The following is a 15,311-nucleotide window of genomic DNA, read 5'->3' on the forward strand; positions in this document are numbered from 1 at the left end:
GAGCGTAGGGCGGGGCACGGGGAGCGCGGGGGCTAGTGCGGTGGGATTAGCACGTTCGGGTGACGGAAGCGGCGGTCAGCTCTCGCCAGCGGCCGCGGTCACGTCATGCTCGGGGACGGTGCCGCCGGAGCGGATGAGCTCGATCCGGCCCATGACCTTGGCGCGCAGGTCGGCGGGGACGTCGTCGTGTCCGCAGCACCGCTTGACCAGCTTCTTGACGGCCTGCTCCAGACCGTACTTCTCCAGGCACGGATGGCATTCCTCGAAGTGGTGCTGGAACTTGTCGCGGTCGACGTCCGGCATCTCACTGTCAAGGAACTCGTACAGATGGTCGAGGACCTCACTGCAGTTCGTCTCGTGCGGCTCTCCGCAGCTCATGAGCCCGAGCCTTTCGCTTCGTTCGACTCTCCGGCGCCCGCGGGGACCAGGCCGCGCTCGCGCGCGTAGTCCTCCAGCATGCCGCGCAGTTGGCGGCGGCCCCGGTGCAGCCGGGACATCACCGTACCGATGGGTGTCCCCATGATGTCCGCGATCTCCTTGTACGCAAAGCCCTCTACGTCCGCGAGGTAGACCGCGATGCGGAACTCCTCGGGGATCGACTGGAGCGCGGACTTCACGTCCGAGTCCGGGAGGTGGTCCAGCGCCTGGGACTCCGCTGAGCGCAGCCCCGTCGACATGTGCGACTCGGCGCGCGCGAGCTGCCAGTCCTCGATCTCCTCGGCCGCGCTGCGCTGCGGTTCGCGCTGCTTCTTGCGGTACGAGTTGATGAAGGTGTTGGTGAGGATCCGGTACAGCCACGCCTTGAGGTTGGTCCCTTCGCGGAACTGGTGGAACGAGGCGTACGCCTTGGCATACGTCTCCTGCACCAGGTCCTCGGCGTCGGCCGGGTTGCGCGTCATGCGCAGAGCGGCCGAATACATCTGATCGAGGAATTCGAGCGCGTCCCGCTCGAAGCGCGCGCTGCGCTCCGTGCTGCTCTCCGCGCCCGTCCCCGCGCTCACGCCCTGGCCCTCGGGCTGCTCCGCCTGGCCGCTGCCGGCCCCTGCGTCGGTACCGGTGACCGGACCCACCTCCTCAAGTTCCCGCGCGAGGCCGAGACCGACCCCACTCGTTTCGGAGGATAGAACACGACCCGTACCCGCCGCCGCTCGAATCGGAGCGGTCTTGGCCGCGTGCAGCACCGTCCAGTCCAGGTCAGTACGGCTGCTGCGACTCGGACATGCGGTCGAACCCATGCGGCTGACTTCCTCTCCCGCGACGACGCCTCACCGGCGCTCCAGTACTTCTGTCCGGCACAACAGCGGTGCCCCGTCCGGCATTCCCGAGAGTCACCCGAGTGACGCGGCCCACCTGGTGACGGCGTCCGTCACGGTCTCCAGCGCGGACTCCCCCGTCACGGGGGCCCGCTTCGGCACCGCGAAGGAGTGGTCCCCGTAGGCCACCTCGACCAGCTCGAAGCCGCCCTCGGGGAACTCCTCGGGGCGGCCGAAGGGGTCGTTCCCGCCCTGGACGACGAGCGTGGGCACCCCGGCGGCGAGCAGTTCCCCGGCGCGGGACTTCTCCGGCCTGCCCGGCGGGTGCAGCGGGAAACTCAGCGCGAGCACCGCGTGGGCGCCCAGCCCGGTGGCGGTGCGGCAGGCGACGCGGGCGCCCGCGCTGCGGCCGCCGGAGATCACCGGCAGGCCGGGCCGGGTCAGCGCGGGCCACAGGCCCCGCCAGCCGGTGTCCAGCGTCTTCGGCGCCGGGGCGACCTTGCGCCCCGCCACCCGCCACGGCTGTTCGACCAGGGCGACGCTCACCCCGTGCGCGGGCAGGGCGCCGGCCAGCGCCTGGAGGTCGCGGGCCTCGATGCCGCCGCCGGCGCCATGGCCGACGGCCAGGACGAGGCGGGGCTCGGGCGCGTGGTACCAGGTGACGCGGGCGGTCCCGGCCTCGGTCTCGACGGTCTCGCTCACAGCGGCGGAAGTGGGGCTCACGTCAGAAGAGTGTGCCCTCCTCCGGCCCCTCCAGCTCCTTCAGCAGCTCCGGGCCGTTGTTGCGGACGTTGCTGACGGCCGTCGACACCGGGTAGGCCCGCATCAGGCCCCCGGGCGGCGGGGCCAGCAGCTCCCGCAGCTCCTCGGGGTCGGTGCGGGCGGGGTCCAGCCAGGCGTCCCAGCGGTCCGGGGTCAGCATCAGGGGCATCCGGGGGTGGATGTCGGCGAGCGAGCCGGGGCCCTCGGCGGGGGCGACGGCCAGCGGACCCTGCTCGGCCTCGGTGGTGATCACCGAGCAGGTCGCCCACCAGGCGCCGGGGTGGTCGTCGGGCAGGGTGCGGTCCCGCCAGAACTCGTACAGCCCGGCCATGGCGAACACCGAGCCGTCGGCGGGGGTCACGAAGTACGGCTGCTTGCGCGCCCTCTTCTTCTTGCCCTCGACCTCCAGATCGCGCTCCTGCTCCCCGGTGACCCACTCGTAGTAGCCGTCGGCGGGCAGGATGCAGCGGCGGGCGGCGAAGGCGCGGCGGTAGGCCGGCTTCTCGTGCACGGTCTCCGCGCGGGCGTTGATCATCCGGGCGGCGCCCTCGGGCGTCTTGGCCCAGGACGGCACCAGTCCCCACCTCAGCCGGCGCAGCTGGCGAACCGGACGCCGGTCGGCGGCGTCTTTCAGCGGACGGTCCAGGACCGCGTAGACCTCCTTGGTCGGGGCCACGTTGTAGTCCGGCGCCAGGGTCTCCTCGGGTTCCGGGGTACGGTCACCCCCTTCCGCGGGGGCAGGGGGGACCCCCACCTCGATGTCGAAGACTCCCGCGAGATCCTCTGGGCTACGACTGGCCGCATACCGTCCGCACATACCAGCCACAGTGCCAGAGTCCGTCCGACGACAGGGAGCCACCCGCAGACATGGACAGCAACACGACCACCGCGCTGCCCGACCTCTGGGACCGGCTCAGCGGCACCCAGCCCGGTCCCGACCTGTGGGTGGTGCTGGCCACCCTGGCCGCCGCGCTCGCCGTGGTCGCCCCGCACCCGGTGTGGCGGGTGGCCCGGAACGCGATCACCATCGCGCACGAGGGGGGCCACGGACTGATCGCGCTCGTCACCGGCCGGAAGCTGACCGGTATACGGCTGCACTCCGACACCAGCGGCCTCACGGTCAGCCGGGGCAAGCCGTACGGGCTCGGCATGATCCTGACGGCCGCCGCGGGCTACACCGCGCCCTCGCTGCTCGGGCTCGGCGGGGCCGCGCTGCTGGCCGCCGGGCGCATCACCCTGCTGCTGTGGGTGGCGACCGCCCTGCTGCTTGCGATGCTGGTGATGATCCGCAACGCCTATGGGGTGCTGACCGTGGTGCTGACCGGTGGGGCCTTCCTGCTCGTGTCGTGGCTGGCCGGACCGCAGGTGCAGGCGGCGTTCGCGTACGCGGTGGTGTGGTTCCTGCTGCTGGGCGGAGTGCGTCCGCCCTTCGAGCTGCAGGCCAAGCGCCGGCGGGGCGGCGCCGGGGACTCGGACGCGGACCAGTTGTCCCGGCTCACCCATGTGCCGGCCGGGCTGTGGCTGTTCCTGTTCCACGCGGTGTCGCTGTGCTCGCTGATCGGCGGCGGGCAGTGGCTGCTGCGGCTCTGAGCCGCCGCCGGGCGGCTTCCATCAAGGAATGGGTGCGGTCCCAGCCACTAAAGTGGGGCGCATGACCGTGAACCCCGCTCACACCGCCCTCTGGCCCGCCCCGCACGCGACGGGGGCCGTCGACGCGACGGTCCACGTGCCCGGTTCCAAATCGGTCACCAACCGGGCCCTGGTGCTGGCCGCCCTCGCCTCAGAGCCGGGCTGGCTGCGCCGTCCGCTGCGGTCGCGGGACACCCTGCTGATGGCGGGGGCGCTGCGCGCGATGGGCGTGGAGATCGAGGAGGGCGTCGGCCCGGACGGCTCCGGCGAGGCATGGCGGGTGCTGCCGACGGGGCTGCGCGGTCCGGCCACGGTGGACGTCGGCAACGCGGGCACGGTCATGCGCTTCCTGCCGCCGGTCGCCGCGCTGGCCGACGGGCCGGTCCGCTTCGACGGCGACCCCCGCTCCTACGAGCGCCCGCTGCACGGTGTGATCGACGCGCTCAGGGTCCTGGGCGCCCGGATCGACGACGACGGCCGGGGCGCGCTGCCGCTGACCGTGCACGGCGGCGGGGCGCTGGAGGGCGGCCCGGTGTCGGTCGACGCGTCCTCGTCGTCCCAGTTCGTCTCGGCGCTGCTGCTGTCCGCGCCGCGCTTCAACCAGGGCGTGGAGGTCCGCCACACCGGCGCGACCCTGCCCTCGCTCCCCCACATCCGGATGACGGTGGACATGCTGCGCGCGGTCGGCGCCCAGGTCGACACCCCGGAGTCCGGCGGCGAGCCGAACGTGTGGCGGGTGACGCCGGGCGCGCTGCTGGGCCGGGACCTGACGGTCGAGCCGGACCTGTCCAACGCCCAGCCGTTCCTCGCTGCCGCCCTGGTCACCGGGGGCAAGGTGACCATCCCGGACTGGCCGGAGCGCACCACCCAGCCGGGTGACCGGCTGCGGGAGATCTTCACCGAGATGGGTGGCTCCTGCGAGCTGACCGAGTACGGGCTGGTGTTCTCCGGTACCGGCGCGGTGCACGGCATCGACGTGGACCTGGGCGACGTCGGCGAGCTGACCCCCGGCATCGCCGCGGTCGCCGCCCTCGCCGACTCCCCCTCCACCCTGCGGGGTGTGGCCCACCTCCGGCTGCACGAGACGGACCGGCTGGCCGCGCTCACCAAGGAGATCAACGAACTCGGCGGCGACGTCACCGAGACCGCCGACGGCCTGCACATCCGCCCGCGTCCGCTGCACGGCGGCGTGTTCCACACCTACGACGACCACCGGATGGCGACGGCGGGCGCGATCATCGGCCTGGCCGTGCCGGGGGTGCGGATCGAGAACGTGGCGACGACGGCGAAGACCCTCCCGGACTTCCCCGAGCTGTGGGCCGGGATGCTCGGTAACTGACGGGCGGGACGAGATCATGCGCCGCTACGGCAAGCACACCGACGAGGACGACATCCGCACGCGTCCCAACCGCAAGGGCAACCGCCCGCGGACCAATATCCGGCCCAAGCACGAGGACGCGGCGGAGGGCATGGTCCTCACCGTCGACCGGGGCCGGCTGACCTGCCTGGTCGAGGGGCGGACGATCACCGCCATGAAGGCCCGCGAGCTGGGCCGCAAGGCGGCCGTGGTGGGCGACCGGGTCTCGCTGGTCGGTGACCTGTCGGGCCAGAAGGACACCCTCGCGCGGATCGTGCGCATCGGGGACCGCTCCTCCCTGCTGCGCCGCACCGCCGACGACGACGACCCCTACGAGCGCGTCGTGGTGGCCAACGCCGACCAGCTCGCCATCGTCACCGCCCTCGCGGACCCCGAGCCCCGCCCCCGGCTGATCGACCGCTGCCTGGTCGCGGCCTTCGACGGCGGCCTGGAGCCCCTGCTGGTCATGACCAAGTCGGACCTGGCCTCCCCGGACAAGCTGCTGGAGCTGTACGGCGACCTGGACATCCCCTACGTGGTGACCAGCCGCGAGGAGCTGGAGAACGGCGACGCGGCCGACCGGGTCCGCGAGCACCTGGACGGGAGGACGACGGCGTTCGTCGGCCACTCCGGGGTCGGCAAGACCACCCTGGTCAACGCGCTGGTGCCGGAGGATCTCCGGCGTACGACGGGACACGTCAACGCGGTGACCGGCCGGGGCCGGCACACCACGACCTCCGCGCTGGCGCTCCCCCTCGGCGACGGCACCGGCTGGGTGGTCGACACACCGGGCGTGCGGTCCTTCGGGCTGGCGCACATCGACCCCTCGCGGGTGATCAACGCCTTCCCGGACCTGGTGCCGGGGACGGCCGGCTGCCCGCGCGCGTGCAGCCACGACGAACCGGACTGCGCGCTGGACGCCTGGGTGGCTGACGGGCACGCGCGCCAGGCCCGGCTGTACTCGCTGCGCCGGCTGCTGGCGACCAGGGAGCGCAGGGAGGGCGACTGAGGCTCGCGTGGTTTGCGGGGTCCCGGGTTCGGTAAGTGCATAATCGCACCGAGCCGGAGATCCGGACCAAGGGTCTTTCTTCCGGATCAGGCCGGCTCGGGCCGACGGTGCCTTCGAGCCGACCCGAGCGGGGTCTGGTGCGTGCGGCTGCAAGGCGGAGGAGGGCGTCGACGCGGAGCGTCGGCAACCGACGACAACGCCGCAGATGTGCGTGCCAGGGCCCGCGACCCCGGCAAGATCCGGAAGACAGACCCTAGGGGAGGACAGCGCATGGCGTGGCTGCTGGTCATCGTCGCCGGGCTTCTGGAAACCGGTTTCGCCGTGTGCCTGAAGCTGTCCCACGGATTCACCCGGCTCTGGCCGACCATCGCCTTCGCCTCCTTCGCCCTCGGCAGCTTCGGCCTGCTGACCCTGGCCCTGAAGAAGCTCGACGTCGGCCCCGCCTACGCGGTGTGGACCGGCATCGGCGCGGCGGGCACGGCGATCTACGGCATGGTCTTCCTCGGCGACCTGGTCTCCACCCTGAAGATCGTCTCCATCTCCCTGGTGATCGTCGGGGTGATCGGTCTCCAGTTGTCAGGGTCGGCGCACTAGGGTCTTTCGTTTGGATCAGGCCGGACCCCGCGAGCCCGGCAAGATCCAAACGAGAGGCCCTAGCTCTCGAAGTCCCGGTGCAGGGCGTGGTGGACGAGCGCCGCCGTGCCGCCCTCGTCGGCCGGGGCCGCCACGCAGGACAGGCCGAGGCGGAGGGCTACTTCGCAGGCGAAGGCCAGCCGGGCGGTGTCGGAGGCGGGGGTGCCGGGTGCGGCGAGGACGGCCACGGACCGGTCGCGCACCATCCGCAGGAAGTCTCCGGGTGCGGGCAGCGGCCCGTCGGCCCGGCGCTGCGCGGGCACGGTGGAGGTGGAGGGCAGGCCGGAGCGGGCCGGCTCGGGGAGCCGCTCCGTCCAGCTTCCGGTGAGCATGGCCCGTACCAGCGCGTTGCCGCGGGCGGCGGTGGCGGTCCACTCGGCGAGGGCGGCGAGCCGGTCGCGGGGGCCGGCGTGGGCGGCGAGGGCGCGGTCCACACCGGCGAGGTAGCCGTCGGCCTCGCGCCGCATCAGGGCCCGGGCCAGGCCGTCCTTGCTGCCGAACTCGTTGTAGAGCGTCTGCCGGGACACTCCGGCGGCCGCCGCCACGTCGACCATCCGTACCGTCGACCACGGCCGCTGGGCCAGTGCTCTGCCTGCGGCGTCCAGCAGCGATTCGCGGGCTGCGGGCATCTTCGCCTCCCTGGGGCGAGCTGTGGCGCTTAGATTTGACTCGCCCACCGGCGCTGTCAAGGGTCCGGGGGCGTACCGGGGGCGCGGTTCGGCCGACGCGCCGTACGCCGCGCCCGCGCTCCCCCTGGTGGCCTCCGGACACCGGCGGCCGATACGGTCGTCACATGCCGGACTATCTCGACGATCTGCGCCTCGCCCATGTCCTCGCCGACGCCGCCGACGCGACCACCATGGAGCGCTTCAAGGCCCTCGACCTGAAGGTCGAGACGAAACCGGACATGACGCCGGTCAGCGAGGCGGACAAGGCCGCCGAGGAGCTGATCCGCAACCACCTCCAGCGCGCCCGCCCCCGCGACTCGGTGCTCGGCGAGGAGTACGGCGCCGAGGGCTCGGGCCCGCGCCGCTGGGTGATCGACCCGATCGACGGCACCAAGAACTACGTGCGCGGGGTCCCGGTGTGGGCGACCCTGATCTCGCTGATGGAGGCGGGGCCGGGCGGGTTCCACCCGGTCGTGGGCCTGGTCTCGGCGCCCGCGCTGGGCCGCCGCTGGTGGGCCGCGAAGGACCACGGTGCCTTCACCGGACGCAGCCTGACCGCGGCGAGCCGTATCCACGCCTCCGGGGTGGGCGACCTGGCCGACGCCTCCTTCGCCTACTCCTCGCTCACCGGCTGGGAGGAGCGCGGCCGGCTCGACGGCTTCCTGGAACTGTCCCGCGAGGTGTGGCGCACGCGCGCGTACGGCGACTTCTGGCCCTACATGATGGTGGCGGAGGGCTCGGTGGACATGTGCGCGGAGCCGGAGCTGTCGCTGTGGGACATGGCGGCCAACGCGATCATCGTCACCGAGGCGGGCGGCACCTTCACCGGCCTCGACGGCCGTCCGGGCCCGCACAGCGGCAACGCGGCGGCCTCCAACGGCCTGCTGCACGACGCGCTGCTGGGACGCCTCGGCGACTGAGCGCGCCCGCCGGCACCGCGCGCCCTCGACGGGCCACGCGCGCCCTCTTGTTGACCTCCCTTTTACCTGTCACGCTGAAGCCTCCCTCATTTGTGAATTCGTGAATCCGTGCTTGTGCGGCACGGGTTCCGCAGGAGGTGGCTGAAGCCCATGCTCGTTCCCGCCCCCGCATCACCCCCCACGCTCGTCAGAGACGCCATGAGCACGGTGGTCCTCACCATCGGCCCCGCCCACACCCTCCGCCAGGCCGCCGCCCTGATGTCCGCCCGCCGGGTCGGCGCCGCCGTGGTGCTCGACCCGGACGCGGGCGGCATCGGCATCCTCACCGAGCGGGACATCCTCAACTCCGTCGGCCTCGGCCAGGACCCGGACGCGGAGTCCGCCCAGGCCCACACCACCACGTCCGTGGTCTTCGCCGCCCCGGCCTGGACCCTGCGTGAGGCCGCGAGCGCCATGACGCGCGGCGGCTTCCGGCACCTGGTCGTGCTGGACCGGGGCGAGCCCGCGGGCATCGTCTCGGTCCGCGACATCATCCGCTGCTGGGCCCCGGCGCGCGCCCCGGAACCCGCCCTCTGAAACCCCTCCAGCAGGGTTGGACTGTGTCCAACCCTGCTCGGATTCCAAAGTCACACCTGTTCGGGATCTGTTCGGCCTGCTGTTACGCTGGCTGCCATGAGTGACCTTCTGGACCGGCTGCGTGGACGCGGATGGCGGCTGACCTCGCAGCGCCGAGTGGTGGCCGAGGTGCTGGACGGCGAGCACGTCCACCTCACGGCCGACGAGGTTCACGCGCGCGCCGTGGCGAAGCTGCCGGAGATCTCCCGTGCGACCGTCTACAACACCCTGGGCGAGCTGGTCTCGCTCGGCGAGGTGCTGGAGGTCAGCACGGACCACCGCGCCAAGCGGTACGACCCCAACGCGCACCACCCGCACCATCACCTGGTCTGCTCCCGCTGCGGCGCGATCCGCGACGTGCATCCCACCGGCGACCCGCTCACCGACCTTCCCGACACCGAGCGCTTCGGCTTCGCCGTCTCGGACGTCGAGGTGACCTACCGGGGTCTGTGCCCGGAGTGCGCCGCCGACTGACGAAGCCCCCCCGGCACACGACTGAGGGCCGGAATCCATTCGGATTCCGGCCCTGAGCCTTCAGTAGCGGGGACAGGATTTGAACCTGCGACCTCTGGGTTATGAGCCCAGCGAGCTACCGAGCTGCTCCACCCCGCGTCGGTGAACACGACACTACGGGACCCACGGCCGCCGAGGCAAATCCATTCTCCCGCGCCCCGTCCGCCCAGCTCAGGCCGACAGCTCCTCGCGCAGCGCGTCCCGCAGCCTGGCCGCCCGCTCGCCGACCTCCTTCGGGCCCAGTTCCACCGCGCGGGCCGCCCAGCGCTGCCCCTCGGCCAGCTCGCCCCGGCGCGCGTACACCAGGGCCAGGCGCAGCGCGGCCCGGCCGTGCCCGGCGTCGGCGGCCCGGGTCCACCACACGGCGGCCTCGGGCTCGCTGCCCTCGCGGGCCAGCAGCAGCCCCAGGTTGAAGGCGCCGTTGCGGGACCCGGCCTCGGCGGCCGCCCGGTACCAGCGCGCCGCCTCGACCACGTCACCGCGCGCCGCCGCGAGCATGCCGACCCGCACCTGGGCGCGCCGGTGCCCCTGGCCGGCCGCCCGCTCGTACCACTCCTCGCACTCGGTCTTGTCGTGCACGCTCTCGCCCAGCTCGTGTGCGGGCTCCGGCGGGCGGCGGGCGTCCAGCACGGTGGCCAGCCGGTACGCGGCCTCCGCGCTGCCGCCCCCGGCCGCGCACCGCAGATGGCGCTCGGCGGTCTGCTCGTCGCCCTCGCGCAGCCGGGCGATGCCGACCTGGAGGGCGGCCTCGGTGTGTCCGGCGGCGGCCGCCCGCTCGTACCAGCGCACCGCGGCCTCGGCGTCCCGCTCGGTGTCGCGGCCGGCGTGCAGGATGCCCAGGTTGAACGCGGCGTCCACGCTGCCTGCCTCGGCGGCCTTGGAGAACCAGGGCTCGGCGCCGCTGGTGTCGCCGCCCCGCAGCAACAGGATGGCCAGCGCGTTCGCCGCCTCCCGGTGCCCGGCGTAGGCGGCGCGCCGGTACCACTGCTCGGCCTGGGCCGTGCGGCCCTGCTCGGCGCAGAGCAGCCCGAGGTTGTAGGCGCCGTTGTCGTCCCCGGCGTCCAGCGCGGCCCGGTACCAGCGCTCGGCGGTCTGGGTCTCGCCGCGCTCGGCGTGCAGGGCGCCCAGCGCGTTGGCCGCGTTGCCGTCACCGTCCTGGGCGGCGCGCAGCCACCACACGGCCGCGCTCTCGGTGTCCCCGGCGTCGCGCAGCAGGAAGCCCAGCGCGCAGGCGGCGCGGGCCTCGCCGTCCTTGGCCGAGGTGAGGTACCAGCGGCCGGCCTCCTTCAGCTCGCCGCGCTTCTCCAGGATGGCGCCCAGGTGCAGCGCGGCCCGGCGGTGGCCGCGTGCGGCGGCCTGGCGGTACCACTGCTCGGCCTCGGTGGACGCCTTCGTGGCACCGGGCTCCTCCTCGCGGCCCATGCCGGGCTCGACGTCCCCGCCGTCCAGGGAGCGGGCGAGCCGGTAGGCGGCCTCGCGGTGGCCGCGCTCGGCGGCGGCGCGCATCCAGTACGCGGAGCGGGAGTCGCCGCGGTGCTCCAGCAGGTCGGCGAGGGCGTAGGCGCCGAGTACATGGCCCTGCTCGGCGGACTGGCGCAACCAGTACTCGGCGGCGGGTTCGTCGCCGCGCTCGCGGTGGTGGCGGCCGAGCGCGTGCGCCGCGGCCGCCGAGCCGGCGACGGCGGCGATCCGCCACCAGTCGGCGGCCTCGTCGGCGTACCCGCGCTGGTGCAGCAGGACGCCCAGGTTGTTGGCGGCGGGCCGGTCACCGGCGGACGCGGCGGCACGGAGCTGGGGTTCGGCGGCGTCGAGGTCACCGCGGCGCAGCAGCATGGCACCGAGGATGCTGGCGGCCTCGGCGTCGCCGGTGCGCGCCGCCATTCCGAGGCGCACCTCCTCGGCGTCCTCCCCCACCTCGTCCACGTCGCGGGACGGTTCCTCACCCGAAGGCTGCACAAATCGCCCTGTCTCGAACAGAGTTGCCTTGTCCCCCATAACGTCCATCGTCGCACCACCTGCAACCTGGGTACACCCGGTGTACCGCAGCCCGTGAGGTCACTTCAGCGTTTTGTCGACATGCCCACAGAGAGACAAGTCAAACACAGTTGGCCCAACTCCGGGCGGCGGCGCGGCCGATGGAACACACAGCACATGAGTTCGCACATCACGAAGGCCCGGATCTCGATGAGATCCGGGCCTTCGTTTTCAGTAGCGGGGACAGGATTTGAACCTGCGACCTCTGGGTTATGAGCCCAGCGAGCTACCGAGCTGCTCCACCCCGCGTCGTTGTGTGCACAACTCTAGCACGGCGCGGGGGCGGGTCAGGTCAGTCGCCGCTGGTCCGGGGCTTGTCCGCCGCGGACTGGGCGTCCTCGGCCCTCCGGAGCGCGTCCTGGAGGTCCTTCTGGGCCTTGGCGTAGGCGTCCCAGTCCGGGCCGGACTTGAGGGCTTCCTGGCCCGCGTCGTACGCCTTCTGGGCGTCCTGGAGAGCCTGGCGGACCGTCGGGTTGGTGGACGCCGGCGGCTCGGTGGTGCCGGACTCCGGCGGCTTGGAGCCCTTGACCCCGAAGACCTTGTCCAGCGCCTGGTCCAGGGTGTCCTCGAAGGCGGTCCGGCCCTCGTAGGTCACCAGCACCTTGCGCAGCAGCGGGTACTTCAGGGTGCCGCCGCGCACGTACACCGGCTCCGCGTACAGCAGGCCGCCGTCCAGGGGGACGGTCAGCAGGTTGCCGTACTCCACCTGGGAGTGACCCCGGCTCAGCAGGCTGATCGTCTCCGCGATGGACGGTTCGGAGTTGAACTGGCTCTGCACCTGCTTGGGGCCGTCGACCGTGGTGCTCGTCGGCAGCTTCAGGATTCTGATCTTGCCGTAGTCGCTGGCGCGCGGATCGGAGTCGACGGCCATGAACGCGCTCAGGTTGTCCCGGCCGTTCGGTGTGAAGGTCGTCGTCAGCGAGAAGACCTGCTGCTTCTGGTCCGGCATCTTCATGCTCAGGTAGTACGGCGGGACCGAGTCGCGCGAGTCGTTGGACGGGTCGTCCGGGACCTGCCACACCTCGCTGCCGCTGAGGAAGGTCTGCGCGTTGGTCACGTGGTAGCGGGTGAGCAGCTCGCGCTGGACCTTGAACAGGTCCTGCGGGTACCGCAGATGGGCCATCAGCTCCGGGCTGATGTCCGAGCGGGGCTTCACCGTGTTCGGGAACGCCTTCATCCACGTCTTGAGCACCGGGTCGGCGGAGTCCCACTGGTAGAGCTTCACGTCACCGGTGTAGGCGTCGACGGTCGCCTTGACCGAGTTGCGGATGTAGTTGACCTGGTTCTGCTGGGCCACCACCGCACGGGAGTTGTTGGTCGCGGTCAGCGAGTCGGCCGTGGTGTCGCCGAGCGTGGTGCGCGAGGCGTACGGGTAGCCGTTGCTGGTCGTGTAGGCGTCGACGATCCACTGGATGCGCCCGTCCACCACGGCCGGGTAGGCGTCGCCGTCGATGGTCAGCCAGGGCGCGACGGACTCGACGCGGTCCTTGGGGGTGCGGTTGTACAGGATGCGCGAACCGTCGCCGATCGCCCCGGAGTAGAGGATCTGCGGCTCGTTGAACGCCACCGCGTACGCCGCCCGGTTGAGCGGGTTGTCGAGATTGACGCCGCTCTTTCCCTGGTAGCTGGTGGTCTTCTCGCCCTCGTCGTCGGAGTAGTCGATCTCCTTCTGGGGACCGCCGACGATGGAGTACGTGGTGGTCTTCTCGCCGTAGTACACCTGCTGCTGGTACTCGCCGAGGTCGCCCTTGGAGGGCAGGTTCTTCTCGGTGAAGACCGGGCGGCCCTTGTCGTCGGACTCGGTGCCCTTGGCGGCGACCACGCCGTAGCCGTGGGTGTAGCGGAAGTGGTCGTTGATCCAGTTGTTCTTCGGGATGCCGCCCAGGTTCAGCTCACGCAGGCCGAGGACGGTGTCCTGCTCCTTGCCGTCCTTGGTGGGGTACCGGTCGACGTCCAGGTTGGTCGGGAAGCCGTAGTAGTTCCGGATCTGCTGGAGCTGCTGGAACGTGGGCGAGACCACGTTCGGGTCCATGATGCGGATGCTGGCGGTCTGGCCGACCTGGTCGCGCAGCTTGGTCTTGTCCTCCGTCGCGGCCCTGCCGGAGTACTCGCTGACCTGGGTGTGGTCGATGCCGTACGCCTCGCGGGTCGCCTTGAGGTTCTTCTGGACGTACGGGGCTTCCTTGGCCTGCTCGTTGGGCTGGACCTGGAACTTCTGCACGATGGCCGGGTAGAGGCCGCCGATCAGGACCGCGGAGAGCACCATCAGGCCGAAGCCGATGACGGGGAGCTGCCAGGTGCGCCGCCACAGGGTGGCGAAGAACAGCAGCGCGCAGATGACGGCGATGAAGAACAGGATGTTCTTGGCGGGCAGATAGGCGTTGGCGTCCACATAGCGCAGACCCGTCCAGTTGCCGGTCGCCCGGAAGTCGCTGGACTTCACGGCCAGTCCGTACCGGTCGAGCCAGTAGGCGACGGCCTTGAGGGAGACGAAGACGCCGAGCAGCACCGAGAGATGACCGGTCGCGGCGGCCGAGGCGCGCGAGCCGGGACTGGTGACGCGCAGTCCGCCGTACAGGTAGTGGGTGAGCGCGGCGGCGATCAGCGACAGGATGGCCGTGGCGAAGCCGAAGGCGAGCAGGAAGCGGTACCAGGGCAGGTCGAAGGCGTAGAAGGAGACGTCCCGGTGGAACTGGGGGTCCTTCTGGTGGAACGGCACGCCGTTGACCCACATCAGCCAGACCCGCCACTGCCCGGCCGCCGAGGCGCCGGCGATGAGGCCGACCAGCGCGGTGACGGCGAGCAGCAGCCAGGTCTTGTACGGCGCGATCCCCATCCGGTACCGGTCGAGGCTCTGCTGCTCCATCGACATGGCGCTCAGCGGGGGCCGCATCCGGTGCGCGAGCCAGATGTTGAAGCCCACCGCGAGGGCCATCAGCAGACCGAAGACGAAGAACAGCCCGATCTTCGTCCACAGGGTGGTGGTGAAGACCGACGAGTAGTGCACCGACCGGTACCAGAGCCAGTCCGTCCAGAAGCCGGCGAACATGGTGAAGGCCATGCCGAGGGCGGCCAGGACGCCCAGGGTCACGAGCAGGGTCCTCACCCGCCGGGACGGACGGCCCGCCCTGATCCGTGGCCCCGTCGGGCCTCCGCCGCGGTCCGGCATCTGGAAAGCCAAGGTGCGCACCTCGAAGTCGCTGTCGATCCGTCAGACCCTCGTGTTCGCGGGTCCTTGGTGGCCCCCTGTGATCGCGGGCCCCCACCTATGCAACTTACTCACGGTTTACTCGGTTCCCGATTTCGGCCAGGAACGAGGCAGGATTGTGACCATGTCCAACACTCCCATGGCGGCGAGCCCGCTCACCCGGGCCGTACTCGAGATCGACGAGTACGCGTCCGGCCTCGGCTGGGACCAGCCGGCCCGCCTCTTCGCCCTCGTCGACACCGCGCGTCTGCGCACCCAGGAACCCTCTCTCGCGGCCCAGCTCGGCCTGGACGAGGAGACCGGCGCCACCGGCTTCACCCCGGTCGAGCAGGACGAGGTGCCCGCCGACAAGGCGCTCGACGAGTTCCTCGCCACCATCGCCTGGCCGGACGCGGTGGTCGGCTGCGCGCTCACCGTGGAGCGCCTGATGCTCCCGTCGTCCGTCGACACACAGGTCCCGCAGGGGCTCGGCGACGCCGAGCTGGCCAAGTGGGTGGCCGCGCGTCCGGAGCGCCAGGAGGTGCGGATGACGGTGGCGGTGCTGCGCGACGGCAACCGCGAGTCGGCGATCAGGCTGCGGGAGAAGGATGCGGCGACCGAGGTGCTGACCGGTCCGGACCTGGTGCCGGGGCTGGCGGAGGCGCTGGCGGCGACGTTCGCCGACTGATCCGCCCGATTCGCGTACCGCCTCACGCGCGCGGGGGCGCCCC

Annotated in this window: 15 protein-coding genes and 2 tRNA genes; 8 read left to right on the forward strand and 9 right to left on the reverse strand. The window is 71.9% G+C overall.

Annotated elements, in window-relative coordinates; genetic code table 11:
* Positions 1-75: 75 nt before the first annotated feature.
* The 4 genes from rsrA to CCN33_RS09380 form a co-directional block, all read right to left on the reverse strand.
* Positions 76-378 carry a mycothiol system anti-sigma-R factor gene (gene rsrA, locus CCN33_RS09365; RefSeq protein ID WP_086693108.1) on the reverse strand — a complete coding sequence of 101 codons (303 nt, stop codon included), beginning with the start codon at positions 376-378 and terminating at the stop codon, positions 76-78.
* Positions 375-1,070: an RNA polymerase sigma factor SigR gene (gene sigR, locus CCN33_RS09370; RefSeq protein WP_030807427.1), complete on the reverse strand. Its 696-nt coding sequence runs from the start codon at positions 1,068-1,070 to the stop codon at positions 375-377. The genes rsrA and sigR overlap by 4 nt, the downstream gene beginning before the upstream one ends.
* Positions 1,071-1,328: 258 nt before the next feature.
* The gene (locus CCN33_RS09375) at positions 1,329-1,955 is read right to left on the reverse strand and encodes an alpha/beta hydrolase family protein (RefSeq protein WP_086693134.1); all 627 of its coding nucleotides are present in this window, start codon (positions 1,953-1,955) and stop codon (positions 1,329-1,331) included.
* 22 nt (positions 1,956-1,977) lie between these two features.
* Positions 1,978-2,832, reverse strand: coding sequence for an SOS response-associated peptidase (locus tag CCN33_RS09380; protein ID WP_086693112.1), 855 nt, complete (start codon positions 2,830-2,832; stop codon positions 1,978-1,980).
* Positions 2,833-2,882: 50 nt separating this feature from the next.
* On the opposite strand from CCN33_RS09380, the gene CCN33_RS09385 reads away from it, so the two are divergent.
* The 4 genes from CCN33_RS09385 (at position 2,883) to CCN33_RS09400 (ending at position 6,604) form a co-directional block, all read left to right on the forward strand.
* Positions 2,883-3,605 (forward strand): M50 family metallopeptidase, encoded by a 723-nt coding sequence (locus CCN33_RS09385; RefSeq protein WP_030807418.1) that lies wholly within the window; start codon positions 2,883-2,885, stop codon positions 3,603-3,605.
* 61 nt (positions 3,606-3,666) lie between these two features.
* Positions 3,667-4,983, forward strand: coding sequence for a 3-phosphoshikimate 1-carboxyvinyltransferase (gene aroA / locus CCN33_RS09390; protein WP_086693114.1), 1,317 nt, complete (start codon positions 3,667-3,669; stop codon positions 4,981-4,983).
* A gap of 16 nt (positions 4,984-4,999) precedes the next feature.
* On the forward strand, positions 5,000-6,010 hold the full coding sequence (rsgA, locus tag CCN33_RS09395) for a ribosome small subunit-dependent GTPase A (RefSeq protein ID WP_086693116.1): 1,011 nt from the start codon (positions 5,000-5,002) through the stop codon (positions 6,008-6,010).
* A 270-nt stretch (positions 6,011-6,280) separates the two neighbouring features.
* A complete protein-coding gene (locus CCN33_RS09400) occupies positions 6,281-6,604 on the forward strand; it encodes a DMT family transporter (RefSeq protein ID WP_086693118.1) in 324 nt (107 codons plus the stop codon).
* A gap of 59 nt (positions 6,605-6,663) precedes the next feature.
* Here CCN33_RS09400 and CCN33_RS09405 read toward each other — a convergent pair whose 3' ends face one another.
* Positions 6,664-7,272: a TetR/AcrR family transcriptional regulator gene (locus CCN33_RS09405; RefSeq protein WP_086693120.1), complete on the reverse strand. Its 609-nt coding sequence runs from the start codon at positions 7,270-7,272 to the stop codon at positions 6,664-6,666.
* A gap of 164 nt (positions 7,273-7,436) precedes the next feature.
* On the opposite strand from CCN33_RS09405, the gene hisN reads away from it, so the two are divergent.
* From hisN to CCN33_RS09420, 3 genes are all read left to right on the forward strand, one after another.
* On the forward strand, positions 7,437-8,231 hold the full coding sequence (hisN, locus tag CCN33_RS09410; RefSeq protein WP_086693122.1) for a histidinol-phosphatase: 795 nt from the start codon (positions 7,437-7,439) through the stop codon (positions 8,229-8,231).
* A gap of 198 nt (positions 8,232-8,429) precedes the next feature.
* Complete coding sequence (locus CCN33_RS09415) at positions 8,430-8,807, forward strand: CBS domain-containing protein (protein WP_244173736.1); 378 nt, start codon at positions 8,430-8,432, stop codon at positions 8,805-8,807.
* Positions 8,808-8,903: 96 nt separating this feature from the next.
* Positions 8,904-9,320: a Fur family transcriptional regulator gene (locus CCN33_RS09420; RefSeq protein WP_086693126.1), complete on the forward strand. Its 417-nt coding sequence runs from the start codon at positions 8,904-8,906 to the stop codon at positions 9,318-9,320.
* A 64-nt stretch (positions 9,321-9,384) separates the two neighbouring features.
* Here CCN33_RS09420 and CCN33_RS09425 read toward each other — a convergent pair.
* From CCN33_RS09425 to CCN33_RS09440, 4 genes are all read right to left on the reverse strand, one after another.
* Positions 9,385-9,458 (reverse strand) — tRNA-Met (locus CCN33_RS09425).
* A gap of 72 nt (positions 9,459-9,530) precedes the next feature.
* Complete coding sequence (locus tag CCN33_RS09430; protein WP_208621694.1) at positions 9,531-11,363, reverse strand: tetratricopeptide repeat protein; 1,833 nt, start codon at positions 11,361-11,363, stop codon at positions 9,531-9,533.
* 205 nt (positions 11,364-11,568) lie between these two features.
* A tRNA-Met gene (locus CCN33_RS09435) sits at positions 11,569-11,642 on the reverse strand.
* A 43-nt stretch (positions 11,643-11,685) separates the two neighbouring features.
* On the reverse strand, positions 11,686-14,562 hold the full coding sequence (locus tag CCN33_RS09440) for a UPF0182 family membrane protein (RefSeq protein ID WP_244173737.1): 2,877 nt from the start codon (positions 14,560-14,562) through the stop codon (positions 11,686-11,688).
* 157 nt (positions 14,563-14,719) lie between these two features.
* On the opposite strand from CCN33_RS09440, the gene CCN33_RS09445 reads away from it, so the two are divergent.
* Positions 14,720-15,268, forward strand: coding sequence for a PPA1309 family protein (locus CCN33_RS09445; RefSeq protein ID WP_086693132.1), 549 nt, complete (start codon positions 14,720-14,722; stop codon positions 15,266-15,268).
* The last annotated feature ends 43 nt before the right edge of the window (positions 15,269-15,311 follow it).

It is taken from the genome of Streptomyces recifensis, assembly GCF_002154615.1.
Taxonomy (GTDB): Bacteria; Actinomycetota; Actinomycetes; order Streptomycetales; family Streptomycetaceae; genus Streptomyces; species Streptomyces griseoluteus.

Excerpts from the sequence above, each read along its gene's own strand:
- rsrA (WP_086693108.1), bottom strand. The coding sequence starts at position 378 with ATGAGCTGCGGAGAGCCGCACGAGACGAACTGCAGTGAGGTCCTCGAC.
- CCN33_RS09380 (WP_086693112.1), bottom strand. The coding sequence starts at position 2,832 with ATGTGCGGACGGTATGCGGCCAGTCGTAGCCCAGAGGATCTCGCGGGA.
- CCN33_RS09385 (WP_030807418.1), top strand. The coding sequence starts at position 2,883 with ATGGACAGCAACACGACCACCGCGCTGCCCGACCTCTGGGACCGGCTC.
- aroA (WP_086693114.1), top strand. The coding sequence starts at position 3,667 with ATGACCGTGAACCCCGCTCACACCGCCCTCTGGCCCGCCCCGCACGCG.
- rsgA (WP_086693116.1), top strand. The coding sequence starts at position 5,000 with ATGCGCCGCTACGGCAAGCACACCGACGAGGACGACATCCGCACGCGT.
- CCN33_RS09400 (WP_086693118.1), top strand. The coding sequence starts at position 6,281 with ATGGCGTGGCTGCTGGTCATCGTCGCCGGGCTTCTGGAAACCGGTTTC.
- CCN33_RS09405 (WP_086693120.1), bottom strand. The coding sequence starts at position 7,272 with ATGCCCGCAGCCCGCGAATCGCTGCTGGACGCCGCAGGCAGAGCACTG.
- hisN (WP_086693122.1), top strand. The coding sequence starts at position 7,437 with ATGCCGGACTATCTCGACGATCTGCGCCTCGCCCATGTCCTCGCCGAC.
- CCN33_RS09415 (WP_244173736.1), top strand. The coding sequence starts at position 8,430 with ATGAGCACGGTGGTCCTCACCATCGGCCCCGCCCACACCCTCCGCCAG.
- CCN33_RS09420 (WP_086693126.1), top strand. The coding sequence starts at position 8,904 with ATGAGTGACCTTCTGGACCGGCTGCGTGGACGCGGATGGCGGCTGACC.
- CCN33_RS09430 (WP_208621694.1), bottom strand. The coding sequence starts at position 11,363 with ATGGACGTTATGGGGGACAAGGCAACTCTGTTCGAGACAGGGCGATTT.
- CCN33_RS09440 (WP_244173737.1), bottom strand. The coding sequence starts at position 14,562 with ATGCCGGACCGCGGCGGAGGCCCGACGGGGCCACGGATCAGGGCGGGC.